Genomic DNA, 25495 nt, shown 5'->3' with positions numbered 1-25495 from the left:
CATCCGGTCTGGCCGAAGCGGCAGTTGAACCCTGTGCCAGGATGTCGATCGTGACTGAACTGTCCTCCGAGCCCGTCGCCGACGGCACCCCTCGCGCCTCCCACGGCATGGGCCCCCGTACCGCTGCCGTGCTCGTGTTCGGGACGTCCGCCGCGGTCCTGGTCGTGGAGATCGTCGCTCTGCGGCTCCTGGCTCCCTACCTCGGCCTCACCCTCGAGACCAGCACCTTGGTGATCGGTATCGCCCTCACCGCCATCGCCGCCGGCTCCTGGCTGGGTGGACATTTCGCCGACCAGATCGATCCGCGCAGGCTCATCGGCCCCTCGCTCGGGGTGTCGGGAGTGGTCGTCGCGCTCACCCCCGCCGCGCTGCGCACCACTGCGGAATGGTCGCCGACGCTGCTCCTGTTGACCGCGATGCTGACCATCCTCGTGCCCGGCGGGCTCCTCTCGGCCGTGACGCCGATCGTGACCAAGCTGCGTCTGACCAGCCTCGCTCAGACCGGGACGGTCGTCGGTCGACTCTCAGGCGTCGGCACCCTCGGCGCCATCGTCGGTACGGTCCTCACCGGCTTCGTCCTCGTCGCGCGGTTGCCGGTCAGCGGCATCCTGATCGGCCTGGGAACGCTCCTGGTCGTGGGCGCGGCGCTGGTCGAGTGGCGTACGCGCGGCTGGAAGGGCACGCCTGCCCTGGCCCTCGCGGTCGTGGCCGGCGGCCTCGCCACCACGGTCGCGCCCGGTGGCTGTGACACGGAGACCAGGTACCACTGCGCACGGGTCGTCGCGGACCCCGATCGGAGCGGCGGCCGGACACTCGTGCTGGACGGCGTGTTGCACTCGTATGTCGACATGGGGGACCCGACCCACCTCGAGTTCGAGTACGTGCGCGCCATCGCGGCGGTCGTCGATTCCGCCTTCCCGGAAGGTGAGCCGCTCTCCGCCCACCACGTGGGCGGCGGTGGGCTCACCTTTCCCCGGTACCTCGCGGCTACGCGGCCCGGAACGCACAGCCTGGTGTCCGAGATCGACGGCGGGGTCGTGGGCATCGACCGCGACGACCTGGGGTTGAAACCACAAGGCGGCATCGACGTACGGGTCGAGGACGGCAGGCTCGGACTGCGGCGACTGGACGCCGCCAGCCGAGACCTCGTCGTCGGCGACGCCTTCGGGGGCGTCAGCGTGCCGTGGCACCTCACCACGGCGGAAGCGATGGCTGAGGTACGGCGGGTCCTCGACGAGGACGGGCTGTACGTCGCCAACCTCATCGATCACGGCGCTCTGGCCTTCGCACGTGCCGAAGTGGCCACCCTCAGCGCGACCTTCGAGCACGTCGCCGTCGTCGGCAAACCCGCCGACATCGGCCTCGACCCGACCGCCACCTCCAAGGGCGGCAATCTGATCGTGCTCGCCTCCGACCGACCGGTCGACCTGCGCGCGACCCAGGAAGGGTTGGACGCCCGGCAGACCGGCTGGAAGATCGCCACCGGCGACGACCTGACCTCCTGGGTCGGCGACGCTCGACGACTCACGGACGACTACGCCCCCGTCGACCAGCTCCTCCAGCCCTACACCCCTCGCAGCGGCAAGCGATAGACACCCCTCCGACACCCTGCGACCCGGCATGCGCCGCGGGTGGACGCAGACAGGTCTTCGATTCGAAGGCGTCCCGATGTACAGTGAAGGCCGCCCCTGACCTGCAAAAAGCCGGCGGGGAGCCGTCTTCCAGGAGTCCAAAGTGCTGCGCACTCTCATGAAGTCCAAGATCCACCGTGCCACCGTCACCCAGGCCGATCTGCACTACGTCGGATCCGTGACCGTCGACGCCGACCTCATGGAGGCGGCCGATCTGCTGCCCGGGGAGCTGGTGCACATCGTCGACATCGACAACGGCGCCCGGCTCGAGACGTACGTCATCGAGGGGGAGCGGGGCTCCGGGGTGATCGGGATCAACGGTGCCGCCGCGCATCTGGTGCACCCCGGGGACCTGGTGATTCTCATCAGTTACGCCCAGGTCGAGGACGCCGAGGCCCGGGCGCTCGTGCCGCGCGTGGTGCATGTGGACGCGGACAACCGGATCGTCGAACTCGGGGACGACGCCTCCGCGCCCGTGCCCGGGACCGACACCCTGCGTGCCCCGCACGCCGTGGCCGCGGGCGCCTGACCGACCGACTCACCGGCCGACCGACCGACGACCGTACCGAGGGAGAGGTTCCGCATGGCCGACCTTGAGATCCGCGACGACCGGGAGAAGGGGCGTCTGGAGGCGTTCGAGGACGGCCGCTACGTCGGTGTCGTCGTCTACTTCGCCCTCGACGCCGAGCCCCACGCCCTCGTGGCCGTGCACACGGTCGTCGAGGAGGGCAACGAAGGAAAGGGCATCGCCGGGTCCCTCGTACGGGAGTTCTACGCCATCGCCGCCCGCGAAGGCGTCCCCGTCGTGCCCCTCTGCCCCTACGCCGCCAAGTGGGCCGAGAAGCACCCCGACGAGGCGCCCGTCCCGCCCGAGGACGTCGTCCGCGCGGCCAAGCTCCAGCTCAAGGCCACCCCCGAGCTGTGGTGAGCCTCGGTCTCCTGCACACCTCCGCGGTCCACGTGCCCGTCTTCGACGGGCTCCGCGACCGCCACCACCCCGGTCTCGACCTGCGGCACGTCGTCGCCGAGGACCTGCTCGTACGGGCACGGGCCGAGGGCCCGGAAGCCGTGGCCGACGCCGTCCGTGACCTCCTCGCCGAGGTCGTCGCGGACGGCGCCACCGCTGTCCTCTGCACCTGCTCGACCATCGGCGCCGTCGCCGAACGCCACGCCGCCGAGCTGCGCGTGCCTGTCGTTCGGGTCGACCGGCCGATGGCGGCCGAGGCCGTCCGCGCCGAGAGGATCGTGGTCGTCGCGACCGTCGAGTCCACCCTCGCGCCCACGCTCGACCTGCTCCGGGAAGAGTCGGGGGAGCGGGCCCCGACCGTCACCACCTTGGTCGTGGACGGCGCCTGGGACCGCTTCCTCGCATGCGACCACGACGGCTATCTGGACGCCGTCGCCGCGGCCGTGGACGGCATCGACCCCACCGCGGGCGGTGTCGTCGTCCTGGCCCAGGCGTCCATGGCGGACGCCGCCGAACGGGCCACCACCCCGCTGCCCGTCCTCTCCAGCCCCCGCCTCGGGCTAGGGGCCGCCGCGAGCGCGGTGCGCGGCCACGGATGAATGGCCCCGGCGGGCGCGGGCAGACGCTCCGGGAGAGCCTGTAGCCGTACGGCACCGTCGTCGACCGAGAGGCCCGACCCGCCATGACCCACCCGTTCCCCGATCCCGTACCGCCCGGGCCGATCCCGGCGCCTGGACCGCCGCCCGCCCCGCCGGCGCCGGTGCCCGAACCGCCTCCCGTACCGCCGCCCAACCCGGTGCCCGAGCCGCCGGCCCCCGCGCCGCTCCCGGACCCCGAGCCCCAGCCCCAACCCGGGCCCGCAGGGCGCTGAACGAGCCCCGAACGCGCCCCCGAACGCACCCTGAACCCTTGTCACCGCCTGTGACCTTCCCCTACCTTGGGCGACTGCTGATGCGTTCAGCGCACGCGCTCAAGGGGGGGCCATGGCCTTACGGGGACGACACCGCCGCTACCAGCCGAGCCGGATCAACCGGGCCTCGCTCACCGTGACGGCGGGCGGCGCCGGTATCGCACTTCCGCTCGTCGGCGCCGGGGCGGCCCAAGCCGCCTCCCTCGACGTCTGGGAGAAGGTCGCGGCCTGCGAGTCCTCCTCCAACTGGCGCATCAACACCGGCAACGGCTACTTCGGCGGGCTCCAGTTCAGCCAGTCCACCTGGGAGCGGTACGGGGGTACGCACTACGCGCCGCGCGCCGACCTCGCCTCCAAGGACCAGCAGATCGCCGTCGCGGAGAAGGTCCTCAAGGGTCAGGGCCCGGAAGCCTGGCCGACCTGCTCGAAGCGTGCCGGGCTCACCCAGCAGGGCAACACGGGCGTCGCGCCCGCCTCCCTGCCCCGGCAGCGGTCCGCCCCCACCCAGACCCCGGCCGGCCAGGCGACACCGACCACCGTGCCGCAGGTCCGCGAGATGTACACGGTCACCCCGGGCGACTCGCTCTCCCGCATCGCCCGCGAGGAGCGGGTGAAGGGCGGCTGGCAGCGGCTGTACGAGGCGAACCGCACCGTCGTCGGTGACGACCCCGACCTGATCCGCCCGGGCCAGAAGCTGACCCTCCGGATCGCCGCCCCGAAGAAGCCCTCGGCGACCACCACTCCTCCGAGCACGACCACCCCCAAGACGAAGCCCCCGGCCACGAAGGCTCCGGCCACGAAACCCCCGGTCACCAAGGCCCCGGTCACGAAGGCCCCCGCGACCAAGGCTCCGGCTCCGAAAGCCCCCGCCACCAAGGCCCCGGCCACCAGGACGAAGCCCGTCACCAAGCCCGTCACCAAGCCCGCCGCCAAGCCCGAGGCCCGCTCCGACAGCTTCTCCGCCCCCGTCTCCGCCTCGATCGGCACCCGCTACCGCGTCTCCGGCTCCTCCTGGTCCAGCGGCTACCACACGGGCGTCGACTTCCCGGTGCCCACCGGTACGTCCGTCAAGGCCGTCGCCCCCGGCAAGGTCGTCTCCGCCGGGTGGGGTGGGGCGTACGGCTACGAGGTCGTCATCCGGCACGACGACGGGCGCTACAGCCAGTACGCGCACCTCTCCGCGCTCACCGTGCGTGAGGGACAGCGGGTCAACGGCGGGCAGCGCATCGCCCGTTCAGGATCGACCGGCAACAGCTCGGGGCCGCACCTGCACTTCGAGGTGCGCACGGGGCCCGGATACGGCTCCGACATCGACCCCCTCGCCTACCTGCGTGCGCGAGGCGTCTCGATCTGACACCGACGCATCGGGCACGGACGTATCGAGGGCCGACGCATCGGGCACCGCCGTATCTGACACCGACAGCGCGTCCGACGGGCCCGTCAGCCGCTCCACCGTGAGCTGGACGATGCCGAGGGCCGCCACCGCGCCGCAGATCAGCGCCGCGACGGTGCCGGCCGCGCCGTAGCGGAAGGTCTCGCCGAACAGGGTGAGACCGACCGTCGCGGCCACCACCGGGTTGACGACCGTGACCGTCGCCAGCGGGGCCGCGAGGCCCGCGCCCCGGTAGGAGGCCTGGGAGAGCAGGAGCCCGGTCACGGCGAGGGCCGAGAGGACCAGCAGGCTCGGCCACTGGGCGAGCGGGGCACTCGCCGTCCACTCCACCGCCACGGTCTTGGTGAAGACCGAGGCGATCCCGAAGGCGACGCCCGCCGCTGCCGCCAGGCCGATGCTGCGCAGCACCGGGCGGCCCACCAGGTGCGAGGCCACGAAGAGCACCGCCACCAGACCGAACGTTCCCGCTGCGAGCAGCCAGCGCTCCGCGTCCGCCAGGGACTGCGTGTCGGCGCCGCCCGTCAGGCTGAGCAGCCCGGCGAGGCCCACCGTGGCCATCAGCGCGCCGCGCCAGGCCGTGCGGCCGGCCTTGCGGCCGACGAAGAGGGCCGCCATGGGCAGCGCGAAGACGATGGTGAGCGCACCCAGCGGCTGGACCAGGCTGAGCGGGCCGTAGGCGAGCGCGGCCACGTGCAGCGCCGCCCCGAGACCGTTGAGCAGCACGGACCCCCACCAGGCCGGGCTGTGCATCGGTGCGTACGTGAGTCCGGCGGCGGAGGCCGCGACCCGCTCCTGCACGATCGCCGCGGCCGCGTAGGCGACCGCCGAGACCAGTGACAGGAGCACGGACAGCAGGAGGGGGCTCATACCTACAACGATCTCTCTTCCGGCCGTTCACGTCGTCGTACCTGGGTCGCCTTCGGACGTACTGCCGCCGCAGTACGGGACCGTGCCGTACGCCTCAGGATGTACGGCCGCGCAGGTCAGGAGGGGTGTAATGCGAACTTTTCCGGTATCCGGGTCGAAGCGGGCGGCCATGATCGGGCCCCGACGTACGTTCGATCCCGAGCCAGTCGCCGCCCTGTCCGGGCCACATTGGCCCGGTGTGCGGAGCGTTACGGTGATCATCCAGAAGGAAGAGGAGGCGATGGATCTCGTGGATCTCGTGAAGAGCGGTTCCGTGGGCGGGTTCTTCGCCCTGCGGACGGCCGCGCCGTCGGAGACGATCGGCGCACACCTGCCGCTCGCACACCTCTACGCGGTGGAGAGCGGGCGCGGCGGTCTCGCGCCCCTCACCGCCCGCGTCGACCGGGTCGGGGACCGCCTCGGTGCGCCCGAGCGGCGGGTCGCCGCCTCGATCGCGCACCTCGGACTCGCGGCCCGGCTCTGGTCGATCGCGCTCGGCCCGGCCGCGCTCTTCGGCCGGTTCCCCGATCTCGACCCGGCCGACCTGTACTGGGACGGCGCACTGAGCTCGCCCGACGACCTGTGGTGGGCGGGCTCGGCGACCCGCCCCGCCACCGTGGACGACCTCCGCGAGGCCGTCCAGGTCGCCCACCTCGTCCCGCTGCACGAGGCCTTCCGCCGCGACGGGCGGATCTCACCCCGGCTGCTGTGGGGGAACGCCGGCTCGGCCCTCGCCGGAGCGCTGCGCGAGCTCACCCGCTGGGCCCGGGCGCAGGACCGGCCCGAGGTCGCCGCCCGCGCCGCCGAACTGGTCTCAGGGCTCTTCGCCCACCCCGACCTCGCCCGCACCGTGGAGGGCCCCGCCCTCCGCCGTACCAGCTGCTGCCTCTACTACCGCTGCCCGAGCGGCGGACTGTGCGGTGACTGTGTCTTCGACCACCCGCCCGCGAGCGCACGGCCCACGGGTTTGGAGACACGACGTCCCGCTCCGTAAACTTCTCCTTTTGGGGCGACCGGAACGGCCGGACGACGACCAGCGATCGAGGACGGCAGAGGCCATGACGGTGACCGAAGAAACCCAGGGGTACGGGCCGGGTATCGACCCCGATCGCCTGGCCGTCTGCCTGAGCGTGCTCGACGAACTCGACAAGCTCGACGTCGACCACCCCGACGCGATCCTCGTCCGACGCGCCACCGCCGGTGTCTACCGCACGGTGAAGCAGCGCCGCCGCCAGGAGCGCCGGGCCGCGAAGACGGCGAACGACAAGGCGGTCACCGAGTCGACCGCCACCGGCTCCGCGCAGCGCATCGACGACGAGACCGAGGGCCTCCTGCCCTCGTCGGTCACCGAGGCCGGCCGGATCGCCGGGATACTCCAGCGCCCCCGGTCCTGCTACATCTGCAAGACGCGGTACGTCGAGGTCGACTACTTCTACCACCAGCTCTGCCAGCCGTGCGCCGCCGAGAACCGCTTCCGGCGCGACGTCCGCGCCGACCTCACCGGCAAGCGTGCGCTGCTCACCGGCGGCCGGGCCAAGATCGGTATGTACATCGCGCTGCGGCTGCTGCGCGACGGTGCCCACACCACGATCACCACCCGCTTCCCCAAGGACGCCATCCGCCGCTTCAAGGCGATGGAGGACTCGGCGGACTGGATGCACCGTCTCGAGGTCGTCGGCATCGACCTGCGCGACCCCGCGCAGGCGGTCGCCCTGGCCGAGCAGGTCGCCGAGCGCGGCCCGCTGGACATCCTCATCAACAACGCGACGCAGACCGTGCGCCGGCTGCCCTCCGCGTACGCCGCCCTCGTCGAGGGCGAGAGTGCGCCGCTGCCCGCGGGCGAGCTCCCCGCGCACCACGTCATCGGTGCCTTCAACTCCGGCGCGGTCGACGGTCTGGCGGCGCTGCCCGTCGGCGTGAGCGGCCTGGACGCGCAGAAGGTCGCCGACCTCGCCCTGGTCGCGGGCAACGCCAGCGTCGAGCGCCACCGTGACGGCAGCGCCATCGACGCGGGCGGGCTCGTCCCCGACGTCGTCGAGAGCAACACCTGGGTGCAGACGATCGACCAGATCTCCCCGGTGGAGCTGCTCGAGACCCAGCTGTGCAACTACACCTCGCCGTTCATCCTGATCAGCGCGCTGCGGCCGGTGATGGCCGACGCCGCGAAGAAGGCGTCCAGCGGGCGGGCCTACATCGTCAACGTCTCGGCGATGGAGGGCGTCTTCGGCCGGGGCTACAAGGGCGCGGGACACCCGAACACCAACGCCGCGAAGGCGGCGATGAACATGGTGACGCGGACCAGCGCCCAGGAGATGTTCCAGGCCGACGGCATCCTGATGACCTCGGTCGACACCGGCTGGATCACCGACGAGCGTCCCCACTTCGACAAGCTGCGCCTGGCGGAGGAGGGCTTCCACGCCCCGCTCGACCTGGTCGACGGCGCGGCCCGCGTCTACGACCCCGTCGTGCGCGGCGAGGCGGGCGAGGACCTGTACGGCTGCTTCCTCAAGGACTACAAGCCCGGCAACTGGTAGTCGCCCCGCGGATCGCCCGGTCAAAACCGCTCGCGTGTCCGAAATTCACTCGATCGCGTCACACTTCCGAGCCCCATAGAGCGCTGGCGCGCTCATTTGGTTAGTCTGATGTCCACGGTCGGCCACCAGGGTTTCACCAAACCCTCACGGACGGCCTGGGGACTGGCCTGCCACCAAGGCCGCGGTCCCGCCCGAAGAACGGCGCCACCGCGACCGAACGGCCATGTCTCATAGGTACGCGACACAAGGGAGTGCGCGGTGACACCAGAACTGACGAAGCAGGAACAGCGACCGGCCGAACGTCCGGAGCGGCCCCACCGCTCCGGCGAGCTGGGAAGCCTGGACGTGTGGGCCCATGCGGCTCCGATCCGGCTGGCGGGCTACGAGGACGACCTCGCGGAGCCCCACATCCTGCCGGGTATCGACTGACCTTCCGGGTATCGACCGACCTCAGGTCTTCCCAGGTACGAGTCGTACCGCTTCACCCGTGCCCCCGGCCGCCCCCGCGCCCGGGGGCACGGGTATGTCCGGAGGCCGTCCGCCCAGGGGCACCCAGGCCGACCGGCGGCAGGTACTCCCGTACCAGCGTCCGATGCCACCACGCCCCCGTCTCCCGCAGCTCGCGCCAGGTCGTGTACCGGTAGCGGTAGAGGCGGGCCCGGACGAGGGCCGGGGGCGCGTCGGGGAAGGGGTTGTGGCGCAGCAGCCGCAGGGTGTCCCGGTCGCCTTCGAGCAGCCGCTCGACGAACGGCCCGAACCAGTCGCGCGCGTACGCGGGGGAGAGCGCCGCGAACCACATCAGCCAGTCCAGCCGCAGATGGTACGGGGCGAACTGGCGCGGAAGCCGGCGCGGATCGCCGGGCTTGCCCTTGAAGCCGTACTCCTTCCACACCGAGTCCGCGTGCGGGACCGGGTCGTCGGTGCCCTCGACCACGATCTCGTCCCGGATCCGGCCGACCGTGCCGAACGCGCCGTACGTGTTGACCAGGTGGAACGGGTCGTACGAGCGGTTCATCGCCTGGCGCCGCGAGAGCAGGTTGCGGACCGGTCGGTAGCTGCGGAACAGGACCAGGGCCGTCACGGCGACGACCACGACCACGAACCAGAGCGGCGGGTCGGGCTGCGGGTGCTCGCCGACGACGAGCGAGCCGTCCATGGCGGAGAGCGCGAGGACGATCGTCAGCCAGTTCAGCCAGGCGAAGTTCCCCGAGAGCACCAGCCAGAGCTGGGTCGCGACCATCAGACCCGCGGCCACCGTCGCCACCGGCTGCGGAGTGAACAGGAGCACCGGGACCAGGAGTTGGACGACGTGGTTGGCCGCCACCTCGACCCGGTGCAGCGGGCGCGGCAGACGGTGGAAGAACCAGCTGAGCGGGCCGGGCATCGGCTGGGTCTCGTGGTGGAAGTAGAGGCAGGTCAGGTTCCGCCAGCAGCGGTCACCGCGGATCTTGATGAGCCCGGCACCGAACTCGACCCGGAAGAGCAGCCAGCGCAGCAGCCACAGGACGAGGACGGGCGGCGCGGTGTCGTCGTTGCCGAGGAAGACCGCGAGGAAACCGGCCTCCAGGAGCAGCGACTCCCAGCCGAATCCGTACCAGGTCTGCCCGACGTTCACGATCGACAGGTACAGCGCCCAGAGCACCGCCCACCACACCATCGAGACCGCGAGCGGCACCGCGTCCCCCGCGCCCGCCACCAGGGCGAGCGCCAGTGCGGCGCCGCTCCAGGAGACCGTCGCGAACAGCCGGTCCGAGTAGTGCCAGTGGAAGAGGCTGGGGGCCCGGCGCGGCTCCACCCGGCGCAGATACTCCGGTACGGGGAGCATGCCGCGCTCGCCGATCAGGGCCCGGAACTGGAGAGCGGCCGAGAGGAAGGCCACGAGGTAGAGCCCGGCGAGACCCCGCTGGAAGACGATCCGGCTCAGCCAGTAGTCCGGTGCGGTGAACCACTCCATCGCTTCGAGTGCCGGCGCCGTCCGGACCGGGCGTCAGCCCTTGTCGTCCTCGTCCAGGGCGCGCTGGCCCTCGGCCTGGGAGGGGGTGGTGCGCTCGGTGGCGGGGTGCCGATGGTCCCGCTGCAGCGCGTCCATGTCCTCTTCGAGCCGCTCTCCCTCGGCCTGCGAGGGAGTGCTGTACATGTCGTACTGGGACTGGCTCACGGCCGCCTCCTGGGTCGGAACGTTTGCCTACAGAAGGAGCGTAACCCCGGGCGTCGTCCGGGGTGCGGTCCCGGACGCGCCCCGGACGTCATCCCGCGACGACGCGTCGCAGCGTACGGCCCAGGTGGCGTGCGTAGGCGCGCTGGAGGACGGGGACGAGCGGCCCGGCGAGTCGCGTGTACCAGCGGGCGGGGCGGCTGAAGGCGGTGACCGTGAACCAGACCGAGCCGTCGGGGTGGAGGTCGACGACGAAGGACTCCTCGCCGCGCTCCGGATGCCCGGCGCGGGTGCCGTACGCGAAGCCGGTGCGGTCCTTCTCGTACGCCGTCCAGATCACCTCGCAGGGCGCGGCGAAGCGGACGGGGCCGAGGCCCATCGAGACCTCGACGAAGGCGCCGGGTTCGGCGCGGACGGCCCGGCTGCGGAGCTGGGCGCCCGAGGAGCGGTGCATCCGCCAGGTCGTGACGGCCGCCCCCGCGGTCTCGAAGGTCTCCCGGCCCCGGCCGACCCGGACGGTGTGGTGGAGGTGGTGGTAGCCGGCCGGGAGGAGGTCGCGGGCGGTGGCGCCGACCTCGCGGTAGTTCAGCGGCGCGGGGGCGGCGGGGGTGGCGAGGTCGCGGATCAGACGGGCCATGGTGCGGTCTCCTTCGAGGGGGCGGTCGCCCGCAGACGGCGCAGGGCGAGGAGCGAGCAGAGCGCGAAGCCGAGGGCGTTGCCGAGACCGTGGGTCGCGGTCATCCAGGTCAGGTTCGGGTGAGGCAGGCCCGTGGCCTCGCCGAGCGCCCAGCTGAGCGCGAGCAGCATGGTCGCCACCAGGACGACGGCCGAGACGGCGAGGAGGGCGCGGGTGACGCGGTCCCGCGACACGTCGGGCCGCAGGTCACGCCAGGTCGCCAGGGCGACGGCCCACATCCCGGCGGTGAGGACGACCGCTCCGGCGAGCTCGGCCCAGTCGTCGACGAAGTAGCCGAGCAGGACGAGCAGGGTGCCGAGCGGGACGCTGAGCGCGGCGAAGCGGGTGCCCGGTCCGTCGGACGTACAGCAGACCAGACCGGCCACCAGGGCGGCGGCGAAGCCCGCGAAGTGGAAGTGCGGGACGGTCAGGGCGAGGATGCCGAGGTCGAAGCCGAGGAGCTGGTGTCCCGCGCGTTCGGCGACGAGGGCGAGGCCGGCCACCGACGGGGTCGCGAGTGCGGTGAGCACGGCGATCTCGGAGGGGGCGAGGGGGTGGACCGGGGGTCCGGTTCCCTCGGCGGGGCGGTGGCGGAGCCGCGCCGCGAGGCGCGCCGGGGCGCAGAGCGCCAGCGCGAGGGTGGCGAGCGCGTAGACGGCGGCGAGCGCGGCGGCGGTGGGGGAGCGGGGGAGCCAGAGGCTGACGGCGCCTGGCAGGGCGAACAGCGGCCAGAGCCGGTGGAGCGTGTGCAGGGCGCGCGGCCGGGGGCCGTCGATCAGGCTCAGACCGAGCGGGACGACGACGAACATCCCCAGCATCACGATGGCTGCGACGAGCGCGGACATGTCCACCCACCCTCTGATTGAACGCGTTCAAACTGGCTGGTTCCGAGAGTAGGGCCTTCCTTGAACGTGTTCAAGTCTCTTTCTCGCCCGGTCGGCCCCGCCCCGCTTGCGGGGGCTCGTGCGGTGCGACAGACATGAAGGAATGCCTCGGGGTGGAACTCGGGGCGGAGAAGAGGCGGGAGAACCACGTGCGCTCACCCATGCCCCGGTCACCACGGCCCCACGTCACCGCGCTCGCCGCCGTTGCGCTGACCTCGGTGCTGCTGCTGGCGGGCTGCTCGTCGGGTGAAGGGGGCGGCGACTACGGCGCGGACCGGGCCACCACCGCGCCCGCCGCCAAGGAAGTCGTCCTCCAGCCGGTCGCCTCGCAGGGGCCCGACCCGTTCACCGCCTCCACCGCCAAGGCGACCGCCCCGCCCGCCTCCACCCCGCCCGAGACCCCCGCGCCCGGCGCCACCGCGGGGACCGTCCGCGAGGTCACCGGCTCCACCCCCGGCCTCTACGGCGGCACCCGCTCCGTCGCCAGCTGCGACGTCGAGCAACAGGTCGCCTTCTTCGCCGGAGACCGGGCCAAGGCCCGCGCCTTCGCCGAGGCGGCCGGCGTCCCCGAGACCTCCCTCGCCGGCTGGCTGCGCGGCCTCACCCCCGTCGTCCTGCGCGCCGACACCCGGGCGACCGGCCACGGCTACCGCGACGGCGGCGCCACCACGTTCCAGTCCGTCCTCCAGACGGGGACGGCCGTCCTCGTCGACCAGTACGGCGCGCCCCGCGTCCGCTGCGCCTGCGGGAACCCGCTGCGCTCACCGGTCACCGTCCAGGGAGCCGCCCACAAGGGAAAGCCCTGGGGCGGCTACCACCCCGACCGCGTCGTGGTCATCAGGCCGACGACCACGGTCGTCACCAGCCTGGTCATCGTGAACGTCGTCGACAACACCTGGATCGAGCGGAAGACCGGCACCGACGGCGAGCGGGACACCCGTCCCTCCGTGATCCCGCCCTGCGACCCGGCCGCGTGCGACCTCACCGGTACGCCGACCCCCGTACCGTCCCCCTCGGTCCCCGACAGCTCGCCCCCGTCGGGCGACTCCACCGCACCCACGCCCCCGGAGAGCGACAGCTCGCCGCCGCCCCCGGCCTGGAGCGAGCCGCCCTCCCCGCCCTCCCCGGAACCCCCGGTCGAACCCCAGCCGGAGATCGAACCGGCACCCGAGTCGGCACCCGAGCCGGCACCCGAGTCGGACGTGCCCGACTTCGAGGACCTCTTCCCCAGCGACACCGCTCCCGAGCAGCCGGAGACCTTCGAGGGCTGAGGCCCTTCCTCGGCCCGCGAGCCCGGCACGATCCGAACGAGAGGCAGGTCTCCGGGCGATGATCTCCGCCGTGCGCTCCGTCGGGGCTGCGCCTAGCGTGGCCCCATGAGCGCGGGAAGCGGGGGAGGCCAGGTGGCGGAGCCCTGCCGCTGCGGATCGGGTCCAGGGGGCCTGACGTGCTGCTTCCTCCGGGACTACGGCCGGGCGTTCCGGATGGGCAGCTTCGACTGGGACCTGCTCACCGGAGTGATGGTCATGGACGAGGGCGCCCTCCGGGTCTTCGACATGGACCCCGAGGAGTACGACGGCGACCCCACGACCCTCGGCACCCGCGTCACGCCCGACGAGGGCCGGCGGCTCGACACGCTCGTCAGCCACGCGCTGAAGGACGGCAGCGACCACTACGGCGCGTACTTCCGCGTCCGACTGCGGGACGGCACACCGCGCTGGACGCACACCCAGGGCCGGATCGAGCGCGACGACACCGGCCGCCCCTTCCGCATCATCGGCATCATCAGGGACGCCTCGGAGGAGGTGACCGAGCAGGCAGCCAGGCTCGGCCTGGACGAGGGGCGGCGCAAACGCACCAGCGTCGTGGAGAGCACCACGGCCGCCCTCGCCCACGCCCGGACCGTCCAGGACGTCATCGACCTCCTCAACGACTCGCACGGCCTGGAGTACTTCGGCGCCACCAGCCTGGTCATGGGGCTCCTGGAGTCGGGCAGGATCCACCTCGTCGCCGAGGGGCCCGACGGGGCGTTCGTCCCCGGCACGCGATTCACCCGGGTGGACGAGCCGTACCCGATGGGTGAGGTGATCCGGACCCTCACGCCCCGGTTCATCGAGTCGCCGAAGGACTTCGCCGAGTCGTACCCGATCCTGTGGCCCCACATCAGCGGCCTCGGCATCACCTCCGCGGCCTACCTCCCGCTGATCGCCCAGGCCCGGCCGATCGGCGCGCTCGGCCTGCTCTACAGCGACAGGACCGGCTTCAGCGCCGACGAGCGCAATCTGCTGGTCGCGCTCGGGAGCAGCATCGCGCAGAGCCTCAAGCGCGCCATGCTCTACGAGCAGGAGCACGACCTCGCCGAGGGGCTCCAGCAGGCGATGCTGCCGCGCCGCATCCCCGACGTGCCCGGCGCCCAGATAGCCGTCCGGTACCGCTCGGCACGCCTCGGCCGGGACATCGGCGGCGACTGGTACGACATCATCCCGCTGCCCGGCGGACGGGTCGGCGCCGTCATCGGGGACGTACAGGGCCACGACACCCACGCGGCGGCGGTGATGGGACAGCTGCGGATCGTGCTGCGCGCCTACGCCGCCGAGGGGCACAGCCCCGCCACGGTCATGGCCCGGGCCTCCGTGTTCCTCCATGAACTCGACACCGAGCGCTTCGCCACCTGCACCTACGTCGAGGCCGACCTGACGACGGGCGCCCTGCACGTGGTCCGCGCCGGGCACGTCGACCCGCTGCTCCAGGACACCGACGGCAGCTGCCGCCGCCTGCCGGTGGAGGGAGGCCTGCCGCTGGGCCTCTCGGCCGAGTTCGACCGCCTCGACTACCCCACGACCACGCTGGAGCTGTCCCCGGGACAGACCCTCCTGCTGTACACCGACGGGCTGGTGGAGAAGCCGGGCTCGGACCTCGACGAGGGGCTGCGGTGGCTCTCCTCGCTGGTACGGCGCGGCCCGCGCGACCTCCAGCAGCTCGCCGACCACCTCTGCGACGTCGTGGACGAGCGCGGCGGCGAGGACGACGTGGCCATCCTGCTGCTGCGGCGGCAGGGCGAGTACTTCCCGCAGTCCGGCGGCCGGCTCCAGCAGCACGTGGCACAGAGCGACCCGGAGGCGCTCAGCTCCGCGCGGCACATGATCCGCGCCGCCGTACGGGCCTGGGGCGCGGGGGAGCGCTCCGACGAGATCGAGCTGGTCGCCGACGAGCTGATCACCAACGCGCTGATGCACACCGACGCCGGGGCGATCGTGACCCTGCGGATGCTGGCGGGCCCGGAACGGCGGCTGCGGGTGGAGGTGGAGGACCGTTCCAGCGCGCTGCCGCGGCGCCGTGAGGCGGGGGAGGCGGGCGTCTCGGGCCGGGGCCTGATGCTCGTGGACCGGCTCTCGGACGTCTGGGGCGTCGAATCGCGCGGCAGCGGCAAGTGTGTCTGGTGCGAGTTCATTGTTAACCCCGCGTATACAGACCGTACTTGACCGTAACCGATTGTACGCGATTGACTGCGGTTTCCGGCCACCCGATTCCCGCTCCACACCCGTTGATGGGGACCCTTTGAGCAGCGAGCTTCTGGCACCTCTCGACCTGGCCTTCTGGCACCTCGAGTCCACCGACCACCCCATGCATCTGGGCGCCCTCGCCCACTTCGGCCCGCTCCCCGACGGCGGCGACCCGTCCGCCGTCCTGGAGCTCCTCGGAAGCCGCGCCGCCGCGATCCCCCGGCTGCGGATGCGGGTCCGTGACGTCCTGCTGCCCGTGGGCGGCGCCGCCTGGAGCACGGACAAGCAGTTCGACGTACGACGGCACGTGCGGGAGATCGCGCTCCCCGGCGCCGACTTCGGCGCCGAGACCGCCCGCCTGGCCGGCGAACTCATGGAGCGGCCGGTCGAACGCGGGCTGCCGCCCTGGGAGATGTACCTGCTCACCGGCGCGCCCGACGGCTCGTTCGCCGTCCTCGTCAAGCTCCACCACGCACTCGCCGACGGCATGCGGGCCGTCGCCATCGGCGCCGGGATCTTCGACGAGATCGCCGCCGTCACCCGCCGGGCGGGCCGCACGGCGGGCGGCCGCAGAACCCGCTCCGTACCGCCGCGCTCCTGGCTCCCCGGCCCCGGCCGGATCATGGGCGCCGCCCGCGAGCGGATCGGCGACCTCGGCCGGGCCGTCGAGGTCGGGGCCTCCGTGGTCGGCGCCTCCGTCGCCCGGGCCGGCCGGCTCGACGGGCCCACGACGGCCGCCCTCGCCGCCGACTCCAGCGGGACCCGCCGGGTCGCCACGGCCGTGCTCGACCTCGACCGCGTCCACCGGGTCCGCCGCGACGCGGGCGGCACCGCCAACGACGTCCTGCTCGCCGTCGTCGCAGGGGCCCTGCGCCGCTGGCTCGACGGGCGCGGCGCACCGCTCCCCGGCGTCGACCCGCGCGCCCTCGTCCCCGTCTCACGTCGGCGGCCCGGCGCCCCGGCCGGTACCGGCAACAGCCTCTCCGCCTACCTCCTCGCGCTCCCCGTCACCGAGCCCGACCCCACCGCCCGGCTCGCCGCCGTCCGCCGGGACATGGACCGCAACAAGGCGGACGGGCCGCTGCGGGGCGCCGGAGCCGTCGCCGTCCTCGCCGACCAACTTCCCCCGCTCGCCCACCGCTTCGGTGCCCCGCTGGCCGGGGGCGCCGCCCGGCTCCTCTTCGACGTCCTGGTCACCAACGTTCCGCTGCCCCGCTCGGCCCTCTCCCTCGGCGGGGCCCCGCTGCGCACCCTCTTCCCGATGGCCCCGCTCGCCCGGGGCCAGTCCCTCGCCGTCGCCATGTCCCCGTACGGCGGCCAGGTCCACGTCGGCCTGGTCGCCGACGGCAAGGCCGTCCCCGACCTCGACGCGCTGGCCGCCGCCCTCGCCGACGAACTCGACCTCCTCGACGGGGCCGGTTGAGCGCGCGCCCGGACGACGGCTGCGGCAGGGTGGTGCCATGCCCGAACTGCCCGAGGTGGAAGCGCTCCGCGAGTTCCTCGACGAGCATCTCGTGGGCAAGGAGATCGCCCGCGCGCTGCCCGTCGCGATCAGCGTGCTCAAGACGTACGACCCGCCCCTGAGCGCCGTCGAGGGCGCCACCGTCACCGATGTCGCCCGGCACGGCAAGTTCCTCGACATCGCCACCGAAGGACCGGCGGGCCGCCTCCACCTCCTGGTCCATCTGGCCCGCGCGGGCTGGCTCCAGTGGAAGGACCCGCTGCCCTCGGGGCCGCCGCGCCCCGGCAAGGGGCCGCTGGCCCTGCGGACCGCGCTCACCGGCGGCGACGGCTTCGACCTCACCGAGGCCGGCACCACCAAGCGCCTCGCCGTCCACCTGGTCCACGACCCGCGGGACGTGCCCGGCGTCGCCCGCCTCGGCCCCGACCCGCTCGCCGACGACTTCGACCTGGCCGCCTTCCGCGCCCTGCTCGCCGGCGAGCGGCGGCAGATCAAGGGCGCCCTGCGCGACCAGAGCCTGATCGCGGGCATCGGCAACGCGTACAGCGACGAGATCCTCCACGCGGCGAAGACGTCCCCCTTCAAACCGACCCAGAACCTGACGGAGGCCGAGACCACGCTCCTCTACGAGGCCATGCGCACCACCCTCGGCGAGGCGGTCGAACGCTCCCACGGCCTCGCGGCGGGCAGGCTCAAGGCCGAGAAGAAGAGCGGCCTGCGCGTCCACGGCCGCACCGGCGAACCCTGCCCGGTCTGCGGGGACACCGTCCGGGAGGTGTCGTTCCACGACTCCTCCCTCCAGTACTGCCCCACCTGCCAGACCGGCGGCAAGCCACTCGCCGACCGCCGCACGTCCAAGTTCCTGAAGTAGCCCCCTCCGGGCCCTCCCTTAGACTCCGCCGCATGCTGCGCGTACTGGCCGTCGACGACGAGGCACCGGCCCTCGGGGAACTGCTCTACCTCCTCCGTGCCGATCCCCGGATCCGCAGCGCCGAGGGTGCCACCGACGCCACCGAGGCCCTGCGCAGGATCGGCCGCGCCCTGGAGGCGGGGCCCGACGGGGACGAGGCCATCGACGTCGTCTTCCTCGACATCCACATGGCCGGGCTCACCGGGCTCGACCTCGCCCGGCTGCTCGCGGGCTTCGCCCGGCCGCCGCTGATCGTCTTCGTCACCGCGCACGAGGGCTTCGCCGTGCAGGCCTTCGACCTCAAGGCCGTGGACTACGTCCTGAAGCCGGTGCGCCGCGAACGGCTCGCCGAGGCCGTCCGCCGGGTCCGCGAACTGGTGCACGCCACCGCCGCACCCGTGACCCCCGCCCCCGCGGGCCCCGTCGCGACGCCCGAGCACATACCGGTCGAACTCGGCGGGATCACGCGCTTCGTCGCCGTCGACGACATCGCCTACGTCGAGGCCCAGGGCGACTACGCGCGCCTGCACACCGACGAGGGCAGCCATCTCGTCCGCATCCCGCTCTCCACCCTGGAGGAGCGCTGGGCCGCCCGCGGCTTCGTCCGCATCCACCGCAGCCATCTCGTCGCCCTCGCCCGCATCGACGAACTCCGGCTCGACGGCGGCGCCACCTCCGTCCGCCTCGGCACCACCGAGCTCGCCGTGAGCCGCCGCCACGCACGCCAGCTGAGAGACCTCCTGATGCGCCGCGCGGGCAGGTGAGGAGGAGGTCGCCGGAGCCCCTACCGTGCGTGAACACCGCTGCGTAGACTCCGGACACTCTCCCACCCCTGCGAGGTCGCCCGATGCCGGAGCGGACACCGACGTCCGAGGAACCCACGCCGCGCCGGCCCCGGCGCGAGACCGTCACGCGCGCCTCGGCGCTCCGTGCCGGCGGCCTGCCCGCGCGGCGATTCCCCGGCCATCCCCCCGCCCGCTCCGAGATCAGCGAGCAGACCACCCTCGGCCACACCTACGTCCGCTCCCTGATGCGGAGCCAGCTGCGGGCCGCCCTCACCGCGCTCGGCGCGCTCGCCCTGTTCGTCGGGCCGCTGCCGCTGCTGCTCGCGCTCCCCGCGCCCGAGGCCGTCGTCTGGATCGCGCTCGGCGTCGGCGTGTACCCGGTCATCTGGGCCGTCGCCCACTGGTACGTCCGCCGAGCCGAGCGCAACGAACGCGACTTCACCCGTCTCGTCGAGGGCCGCTGAGCGCGGGGGTCGGACGTGAACCACACCTACGCGGTGACCGCCGTCACCGCCGTCGTCCTGGCGACCGTGCTCATCGGCGCGCTCGGCCTGCGGATATCCCGGACGACCTCCGACTTCTACGTCGCCTCCCGCACCGTGCGGCCCGGCCTCAACGCCGCCGCCATCAGCGGCGAGTACCTCTCCGCCGCCTCCTTCCTCGGCATCGCGGGCCTCGTCCTCGTCCAGGGCCCGGACATGCTCTGGTACCCCGTCGGGTACACCGCCGGCTATCTCGTCCTGCTCGTCCTCGTCGCCGCCCCACTGCGCCGCTCGGGGGCGTACACCCTCTCCGACTTCGCCGAGGCCCGGCTCGAATCCGCGACCGTCCGCCGGCTCGCCAGCCTCTTCGTCGTCGGCATCGGCTGGCTCTACCTGCTGCCGCAACTCCAGGGCGCGGGCCTCACCCTGGAGATCCTCACCGGGGCGCCCGACTGGGTCGGCGGACTCCTCGTCGCCCTGGTCGTCACCGGCATCGTCGCGGCCGGCGGCATGCGCAGCATCACCTTCGTGCAGGCCTTCCAGTACTGGCTGAAACTCACCGCCCTGCTCGTGCCCGCCCTCTTCCTGACCGCCGCCTGGTTCGGCGACGACGCGCCCCGCGTCCGTTTCGACGCCCCCGCCGTCTTCCGCGAGCACACGGTCGTCAAGGTCGCCGACACCGTACGGATCGAACTCGACGCCCCGCTCACGCTCACCGTCTCCGGCCGCGTCGACTCCCTGCCGTACGAGGGGAGGACCGTCACCCTGGACGAGGGCTCCCACCGGGTCGAGGGCGGCACCTCGCTCGCCTTCCCCGAGGGCGCGCCCGTCCCCGCCCGGGCCTCCACGGGCGCCGACCCCCTCGGCTGGTCCCAGCCGTTGGCCGGCGGGCGCGACGGGCACCAGCTCTACGCCACGTACGGTCTTATCCTCGCCACCTTCCTCGGCACCATGGGCCTGCCGCACGTGGCCGTCCGCTTCTACACCAGCCCCCACGGCCGCGCAGCGCGCCGCACGACCCTGGTCGTCCTCGGGCTCGTCGGCGCCTTCTACCTGCTGCCGCCGATCTACGGGGCGCTCGGCCGGATCTACGCCCCCGAGCTCGCGCTCACCGGAGCCGCCGACGCCGCCGTCCTTGTCCTGCCCGAGCGGATGCTCGGCGGGGTGCTCGGCGATCTGCTGGGCGCGCTCCTGGCCGGCGGGGCCTTCGCCGCCTTCCTCTCCACCGCCTCCGGGCTGACGATGGCGGTCGCCGGTGTCCTCACCCAGGACGTGCTGCCCTCCCGCGGCGTACGGCACTTCCGGCTCGCGAGCCTGCTGGCCACGGCCGTACCGCTGACCGCCGGGGTCTTCGCCTCGAAGGTGCCGGTCGCCGACGCCGTCGGCCTCGCGTTCGCGGTCTCCGCCTCCTCCTTCTGCCCGCTGCTCGTCCTCGGCATCTGGTGGCGCCGGCTCACCCCGCCGGGGGCGATGGCCGGGCTGCTGCTCGGCGGCGGCTCCGCGCTCACGGCCGTGATGGCGACCCGCGCGGGGCTGCCGGGGGAGGGCTGGCCGCACACGCTGATGGCCTGGCCTGCGGTCTGGTCGGTGCCGCTGGGCTTCCTCACGATGATCGTTGTGTCGCTCGCCACCCCTCGGCACATCCCGGCCGGCACCCCGGCGCTCCTCGCCCGCCTTCACCTCCCGGAGGAGTTCACGGGCCGCCCCGGACCGGTACGCACCGAGCCGGGCCGTCCGGGACCGGTACGCACCGAGCCGGGTCGTACGGAGACGGGGCGCGTCGAGTCGGCGCGGGACGAGCCGGGGCGCGTCGAGGCGAAGGGGGGCGAGGGGTGACCGGGATCGAGCTCGCCGCATCCGCCGCCGTCGGGGCCGTGCTCCTCGCGCTCGGCTTCGTCCTCGGGCGGCTCGCCACGCGCCGCGGGGACAAGGCGGCCGACCTCGACCTCGGCACGCCCGTCGAGCGTGCCACCTTCCACACCCTGCACACCGCCTCGCTCGCCGCCCCGCCGCTGCGCGCCGGACTCACCGAGGACACCGCGCGCAAGGCGGTACGGCGGCTCCGCTCGCTCCTCGGCACGGAGGCGCTCTGTCTGACCGACCGGTCCGCCGTCCTCGCCTGGGACGGGCCGGGCGAGAGCCACCACCGCGACCACGTCATGGAGCGGGTCACGCCCATCCTCGACTCCGGTCGCAGCCTGTCCGCGCACACCGACTGCGCCGACGTCACCTGCCCGTTGCGCTGGGTCGTGATCGCCCCGCTGACCGGTGAGGACGGGGTGCTCGGCGCGCTCGTCGCCTACGGTTCGCGGGAGTCGGCCGTCCTCGTCCGGGCCGCGACCGAGGTCGCCCGCTGGGTCTCCGTCCAGCTCGAGCTGGCCGAGCTGGACCGCTCGCGGACCAGGATCGTGGAGGCCGAGATCCGGGCGCTGCGCGCCCAGATCTCCCCGCACTTCATCTTCAACTCCCTCGCCGCGATCGCCTCGTTCGTCCGCACCGACCCCGAACGGGCGCGGGAACTCCTCCTGGAGTTCGCCGACTTCACCCGCTACTCCTTCCGCCGGCACGGTGAGTTCGCCCAGCTCGCCGACGAACTGCGCGCCATCGAGCAGTACTTGGCGCTCGCCGGGGCCCGCTTCGGCGAACGCCTCAAGGTCACGCTCCAGATCGCGCCCGAGGTGCTGCCGGTGACCCTGCCCTTCCTCTGCCTCCAGCCGCTGGTGGAGAACGCCGTCAAGCACGGCCTAGAGGACAGCGTGCACGCCTGCCGGGTCACCATCTCCGCCCGCGACGCGGGCGCCGAGGCCGTCGTCGTGATCGAGGACGACGGTGTGGGCATGGACCCGGAGGTGCTGCGCGCGGTCCTGCTCGGGGAGCGGCCCACCGGCTCCGGCATCGGTCTGTCCAACGTCGACGAGCGGCTGCGGCAGGTGTACGGCCCCGAGCACGGCCTCGTCATCGAGACCGGGATCGACGCGGGGATGAAGGTGACGGTACGGATCCCCAAGTACCGCCCAGGAGTGCACCCGACGGCTCCCTAGCGCCCGATCAGTAGAGATGCAGGGCCAGATGGCCGAGCGGTAGCCCCAACTGCCAGGCGGGCATCCACACGTGGTCGCTCTCGTCCACCGCGAAACCGAAACCGAAACCGGCGGGCGGCAGGCCGCCCAGGTCGGCCGCCCAGAGGCTGGTCGCCTCCAGGAGCCGCCAGGTCTCCCGGGCCATGGCGAGGTCCGGCCCGTCCTCGCCCGCGCGGGCCCGCTCGGCGAGCCGTGCCCGTACCCACTCCGGCCACGGGTGGTCGTAGGAGGTCCGGGAGAGCCACTCGTCGAGGCGGCCCGCGGTCCGTGCCCCGCCGTGGGCGTCCGAGCCCTCGCAGAGATGGATGGTGAGCGCGAGCGTCTGCCGGCCGGCCCGGTACTCCAGCGTCCCCGGCTCGACGAGGCAGCCCGCGCGCAGTAGATCGTCAGCTATGAACTCGGCACACAGCCAGGCCATCGGGACGGCGAGTCCGCCCCCGCTGGTGCCGTTCGTACTCTCGGGCAGCAACGCTCCCACCTTCTCCCGGACATGTCGGTCGGCGATCCCGACACGAGCCTCCACCGAGGAAGACGCGCGCGGGCCGCCCTTTACTCAACTCGCCGGTGTGGTTTCGGATACGTTTCCCCGTCGGATCGGTGCCCCTGGGGCAGCGGAAGGGAGCGGGGGCGCCCGAGACGGTCGGGGCGACGGGAGCGAGGTGTTCGCGTGGAGCCTCAGCCGAGGAGCGCGTACACCGCCGTCGCGTGCGCGGCCGTCTCCTCCGTGCCCTCGGCCGTCATCGTGATGTCCGCGAAGGCCATCCGCTTGCCCGTCTTGGTCAGCCGCGCCCGTACCAGGACGTCCGTGCCGAGCACCGGGCGCTGGAAGCTGATGGACTGCTGCACCGTCGTCATCGGCACGTAGCCGCCACGGGCGGCCGTGACCGCGATCACCGTCGCCGTGTCGGCGGCGGCCATCAGCGCCTGGCCGGAGAGCCCCCCGCCCTCGCGGGCGAGCCGGTCCGACCAGGGTAGGCGGAGCACCGCCTCCTGGCCGTCGACCGAGACCACCGTGAGCCCCAGATCGAGCACCCAGGGGGCGAAGTTGTCGGCGAGTACCTTGTCCGCGGCGGCGGGAGTCAGCGTCACCCGGTCATTGTGCGGCCACGGTGCGGGGGCGGGCAACGGTGCGGTGCCGCGGCCGGTAGCCGGGCAGCTGGTGGCCGAGCTGGCGGAGCGCGTAGTGCGAGCGCGACTTGACGGTCCCGGCGGGGATGCCGAGGTCGGCCGCGGCCTCGTTGACGGTCAGGCCGTGGAAGTAGAGCCGGACCAGGACCGCGCGGTGCTCCGGGCTCAGGCCCCGGACGGCGGCGCGGACGTCGAGGGCGGCGACCGCGGACTCGGTGGCGTCGGCCGGGTCGGGGGTGGCGGCGAGCATCCCGTCGCCGATCTCGGTCGGGCGGGCGAGCCGCGAGCGCCGGGCGTCGATGGCGAGGCGGCGGGCCACGGTGAAGATCCAGGGGCGCATCGACTCGTACGGCCCGTCGAAGGCCTCCGGGTGGAGCCAGGCCCGTACCAGCGTCTCCTGGGCCAGGTCCTCGGCTCGCTGCCGGTCGCCGTTGGTCAGGCCGAGCAGGAAGCCGAGGAGCGCCGGACCGTGGTCCCGCTGCAGCTCCGCGAGGGCCCGCTCGTCCGTGGTCGCCGTTCTCGTCGCGGTCGCCGTCGTCATGCTTCGCACCTCTCCTGCCGGCTCTTCGTCCCGGGGCGTATACGAACGCATACGGGCGACAAGGGACAGGGAGCGAGCGATTGTCTGCGACGAGCGGTCGCACCGAGCGGCGAATGGTGCGATGAGCGGTCAGGCGGACGCGCTTCATCCGTTTCGGCGGGGTTTGTAGGCCAGTGCGGCTTTGACTCTTGACTAGGGCATTCATCCCCTGTCAATTCATCAGGACAGATGTTCGTCCTATGAATCAGGCGGAGTCGGCAGATGACCCAGCGTTCGAGACAGGGGGCGGTGGCTTTCGCGGCCGTCCTGCTCACGGCGGCGACCGGTTGTGCCGGAGGCGCCGGCACGCCCGACGCCCCATCCGCGCGCCAGGACCCGGTGAGCCCCGGCGCCCCGTCGGCCGCCCCCGGGGGCGCCTCGGCCAGGACCGGCTTCACTCTCGTCGCCTCGGGCGACGTCCTGCCGCACGACTCGATCATCCGCAAGGCCGCCGCCGACGCGAACGGCCAGGGATACGACTTCCGCCCGATGCTCTCCGGGGTCAAGGGTGTCGTCTCCGCGGCCGACCTGGCGATCTGCCACATGGAGACCGTGTACGGACAGGAGGGCGGGCCCTACACCGGCTACCCCGCCTTCAAGTCCCCGCCCGAGATCGCCCCCGCCCTCAAGGCGACCGGGTACGACTCCTGCTCCACCGCCTCCAACCACACCCTCGACGACGGCGACGCGGGCCTCACCCGGACCCTCGACGCCCTCGACAAGGCGGGCGTCCGGCACGCCGGTTCGGCCCGTACTGCCGAGGAGGCGGCCCGTCCCACCCTGCTCAAGGCGGGCGACGCGACCGTCGCCCAGCTCGCCTACACCTACGACACGAACGGCTACCCACTGCCCGAGGGGAAGCCCTGGGCCGTCAACCTGATCGACGAGGGGAAGATCATCGCCGACGCCCGGGCCGCCCGGCGGGCCGGCGCGGATGTCGTCGTGGTCAGTATCCACTGGGGTACCGAGTGGCAGACCGCCCCCGACAACCGCCAGCTCACCCTCGGCCGCTCCCTCACGGCCTCGCATACCGACGGCAGGCCGGACATCGACCTGATCCTCGGCACCCACGCGCACGTCCCGCAGGCGTACGAGAAGGTCAACGGCACCTGGGTGATCTACGGCATGGGCGACCAGATCGCCGGCGACATGATCAACCACGCCGGCTCCTTCGACCCCCGGGGCAACCAGTCCAGCCTGGGGCGCTTCACCTTCACCCCGCCCACGACGCCCGGCGCGCGGTGGGAGGTCGCCAAGGCGGAGTTCCTCCCGCAGTGGTTCGACACCTCCCGTGGCCGGGTCGTCGACCTCAACGCCGCCATCAAGGAGGGCGAACCCCTCACCGCCGTACGCGACACCATCCGCGACGTGGTGCTCGGCCGGGGCGCGGCGAAGGACGGGCTCGTGATGGGGGAGTAGGGCTCGGCGGGGATATCGGCTCAACGGGTGTTTTCGGGCACCCGACCGGTGTGGATGAGGGGTGCGGGCCTTCGGCCATGCGAGCCATTA

25 protein-coding genes are annotated in these 25495 nt (G+C 73.0%); 17 read left to right on the top strand and 8 right to left on the bottom strand.

From position 1 onward, the window contains the following. The first annotated feature begins 41 nt into the window (after positions 1-41). The 5 genes from ACGFYP_RS02000 (at position 42) to ACGFYP_RS01980 (ending at position 4862) form a co-directional block, all read left to right on the top strand. Positions 42-1592, top strand: a complete 1551-nt coding sequence (locus ACGFYP_RS02000; RefSeq protein ID WP_393485330.1) for a fused MFS/spermidine synthase — start codon at positions 42-44, stop codon at positions 1590-1592. Between the two features lie 142 nt (positions 1593-1734). Beyond that, the gene (gene panD, locus ACGFYP_RS01995; protein WP_393485329.1) at positions 1735-2160 is read left to right on the top strand and encodes an aspartate 1-decarboxylase; all 426 of its coding nucleotides are present in this window, start codon (positions 1735-1737) and stop codon (positions 2158-2160) included. A gap of 54 nt (positions 2161-2214) precedes the next feature. Further along, complete coding sequence (locus ACGFYP_RS01990) at positions 2215-2559, top strand: GNAT family N-acetyltransferase (RefSeq protein ID WP_361965276.1); 345 nt, start codon at positions 2215-2217, stop codon at positions 2557-2559. Then, the gene (locus ACGFYP_RS01985; RefSeq protein WP_393485328.1) at positions 2556-3197 is read left to right on the top strand and encodes an aspartate/glutamate racemase family protein; all 642 of its coding nucleotides are present in this window, start codon (positions 2556-2558) and stop codon (positions 3195-3197) included. The genes ACGFYP_RS01990 and ACGFYP_RS01985 overlap by 4 nt, the downstream gene beginning before the upstream one ends. A gap of 384 nt (positions 3198-3581) precedes the next feature. Further along, a complete protein-coding gene (locus ACGFYP_RS01980; protein WP_393485327.1) occupies positions 3582-4862 on the top strand; it encodes a transglycosylase family protein in 1281 nt (426 codons plus the stop codon). Here ACGFYP_RS01980 and ACGFYP_RS01975 read toward each other — a convergent pair. Beyond that, complete coding sequence (locus ACGFYP_RS01975) at positions 4743-5768, bottom strand: DMT family transporter (protein WP_393485326.1); 1026 nt, start codon at positions 5766-5768, stop codon at positions 4743-4745. The genes ACGFYP_RS01980 and ACGFYP_RS01975 overlap by 120 nt on opposite strands. Before the next feature lie 289 nt (positions 5769-6057). On the opposite strand from ACGFYP_RS01975, the gene ACGFYP_RS01970 reads away from it, so the two are divergent. The 3 genes from ACGFYP_RS01970 to ACGFYP_RS01960 all read left to right on the top strand — a co-directional run bounded on the left by ACGFYP_RS01970 (position 6058) and on the right by ACGFYP_RS01960 (position 8770). After that, a complete protein-coding gene (locus tag ACGFYP_RS01970) occupies positions 6058-6801 on the top strand; it encodes an IucA/IucC family C-terminal-domain containing protein (RefSeq protein WP_393486005.1) in 744 nt (247 codons plus the stop codon). 64 nt (positions 6802-6865) lie between these two features. After that, entirely contained in the window at positions 6866-8341 is a 1476-nt protein-coding gene (locus ACGFYP_RS01965) for an SDR family NAD(P)-dependent oxidoreductase (protein WP_393485325.1), read from the top strand. Positions 8342-8599: 258 nt separating this feature from the next. Further along, a complete protein-coding gene (locus ACGFYP_RS01960; protein WP_361965288.1) occupies positions 8600-8770 on the top strand; it encodes a hypothetical protein in 171 nt (56 codons plus the stop codon). A 52-nt stretch (positions 8771-8822) separates the two neighbouring features. Here ACGFYP_RS01960 and ACGFYP_RS01955 read toward each other — a convergent pair whose 3' ends face one another. The 4 genes from ACGFYP_RS01955 to ACGFYP_RS01940 all read right to left on the bottom strand — a co-directional run bounded on the left by ACGFYP_RS01955 (position 8823) and on the right by ACGFYP_RS01940 (position 12017). Next, on the bottom strand, positions 8823-10295 hold the full coding sequence (locus ACGFYP_RS01955; protein ID WP_393485324.1) for a lipase maturation factor family protein: 1473 nt from the start codon (positions 10293-10295) through the stop codon (positions 8823-8825). A gap of 33 nt (positions 10296-10328) precedes the next feature. Next, positions 10329-10499 (bottom strand): hypothetical protein, encoded by a 171-nt coding sequence (locus ACGFYP_RS01950; RefSeq protein WP_361965334.1) that lies wholly within the window; start codon positions 10497-10499, stop codon positions 10329-10331. A gap of 88 nt (positions 10500-10587) precedes the next feature. Next, positions 10588-11133, bottom strand: coding sequence for a DUF1990 family protein (locus ACGFYP_RS01945; protein WP_393485323.1), 546 nt, complete (start codon positions 11131-11133; stop codon positions 10588-10590). After that, the gene (locus tag ACGFYP_RS01940; RefSeq protein WP_393485322.1) at positions 11121-12017 is read right to left on the bottom strand and encodes a YndJ family protein; all 897 of its coding nucleotides are present in this window, start codon (positions 12015-12017) and stop codon (positions 11121-11123) included. Before ACGFYP_RS01940 ends, ACGFYP_RS01945 begins: the two co-directional genes overlap by 13 nt. Positions 12018-12217: 200 nt before the next feature. Between ACGFYP_RS01940 and ACGFYP_RS01935 the strand changes: the two genes are divergently transcribed. The 8 genes from ACGFYP_RS01935 (at position 12218) to ACGFYP_RS01900 (ending at position 22239) form a co-directional block, all read left to right on the top strand. Then, positions 12218-13327, top strand: a complete 1110-nt coding sequence (locus ACGFYP_RS01935; protein ID WP_393485321.1) for a DUF6777 domain-containing protein — start codon at positions 12218-12220, stop codon at positions 13325-13327. Positions 13328-13432: 105 nt separating this feature from the next. Then, positions 13433-15538 carry a SpoIIE family protein phosphatase gene (locus ACGFYP_RS01930; RefSeq protein WP_393485320.1) on the top strand — a complete coding sequence of 702 codons (2106 nt, stop codon included), beginning with the start codon at positions 13433-13435 and terminating at the stop codon, positions 15536-15538. 76 nt (positions 15539-15614) lie between these two features. Beyond that, on the top strand, positions 15615-16982 hold the full coding sequence (locus ACGFYP_RS01925) for a wax ester/triacylglycerol synthase family O-acyltransferase (protein WP_393485319.1): 1368 nt from the start codon (positions 15615-15617) through the stop codon (positions 16980-16982). Positions 16983-17019: 37 nt separating this feature from the next. Further along, positions 17020-17892, top strand: a complete 873-nt coding sequence (locus ACGFYP_RS01920) for an Fpg/Nei family DNA glycosylase (RefSeq protein ID WP_393485318.1) — start codon at positions 17020-17022, stop codon at positions 17890-17892. A gap of 32 nt (positions 17893-17924) precedes the next feature. Beyond that, positions 17925-18695, top strand: a complete 771-nt coding sequence (locus ACGFYP_RS01915; protein WP_393485317.1) for a LytR/AlgR family response regulator transcription factor — start codon at positions 17925-17927, stop codon at positions 18693-18695. Between the two features lie 83 nt (positions 18696-18778). Beyond that, a complete protein-coding gene (locus ACGFYP_RS01910; protein WP_393485316.1) occupies positions 18779-19180 on the top strand; it encodes a hypothetical protein in 402 nt (133 codons plus the stop codon). 15 nt (positions 19181-19195) lie between these two features. Continuing rightward, a complete protein-coding gene (locus tag ACGFYP_RS01905) occupies positions 19196-21034 on the top strand; it encodes a cation acetate symporter (RefSeq protein ID WP_393485315.1) in 1839 nt (612 codons plus the stop codon). Beyond that, a complete protein-coding gene (locus ACGFYP_RS01900) occupies positions 21031-22239 on the top strand; it encodes a histidine kinase (RefSeq protein WP_361965308.1) in 1209 nt (402 codons plus the stop codon). Before ACGFYP_RS01905 ends, ACGFYP_RS01900 begins: the two co-directional genes overlap by 4 nt. A gap of 7 nt (positions 22240-22246) precedes the next feature. Here ACGFYP_RS01900 and ACGFYP_RS01895 read toward each other — a convergent pair whose 3' ends face one another. From ACGFYP_RS01895 to ACGFYP_RS01885, 3 genes are all read right to left on the bottom strand, one after another. Next, the gene (locus tag ACGFYP_RS01895; protein WP_393485314.1) at positions 22247-22747 is read right to left on the bottom strand and encodes a hypothetical protein; all 501 of its coding nucleotides are present in this window, start codon (positions 22745-22747) and stop codon (positions 22247-22249) included. Positions 22748-22953: 206 nt separating this feature from the next. Next, on the bottom strand, positions 22954-23367 hold the full coding sequence (locus ACGFYP_RS01890) for a PaaI family thioesterase (RefSeq protein ID WP_393485313.1): 414 nt from the start codon (positions 23365-23367) through the stop codon (positions 22954-22956). 4 nt (positions 23368-23371) lie between these two features. Further along, positions 23372-23947 carry a sigma-70 family RNA polymerase sigma factor gene (locus ACGFYP_RS01885; RefSeq protein ID WP_361965314.1) on the bottom strand — a complete coding sequence of 192 codons (576 nt, stop codon included), beginning with the start codon at positions 23945-23947 and terminating at the stop codon, positions 23372-23374. Positions 23948-24208: 261 nt separating this feature from the next. On the opposite strand from ACGFYP_RS01885, the gene ACGFYP_RS01880 reads away from it, so the two are divergent. After that, positions 24209-25405 (top strand): CapA family protein, encoded by a 1197-nt coding sequence (locus ACGFYP_RS01880; RefSeq protein WP_393485312.1) that lies wholly within the window; start codon positions 24209-24211, stop codon positions 25403-25405. Positions 25406-25495 lie beyond the last annotated feature (90 nt).

This window comes from Streptomyces sp. NPDC048370, assembly GCF_043200825.1.
Taxonomy (GTDB): Bacteria; Actinomycetota; Actinomycetes; order Streptomycetales; family Streptomycetaceae; genus Streptomyces.
This window is presented reverse-complemented; position numbering and strand designations above follow the sequence as displayed.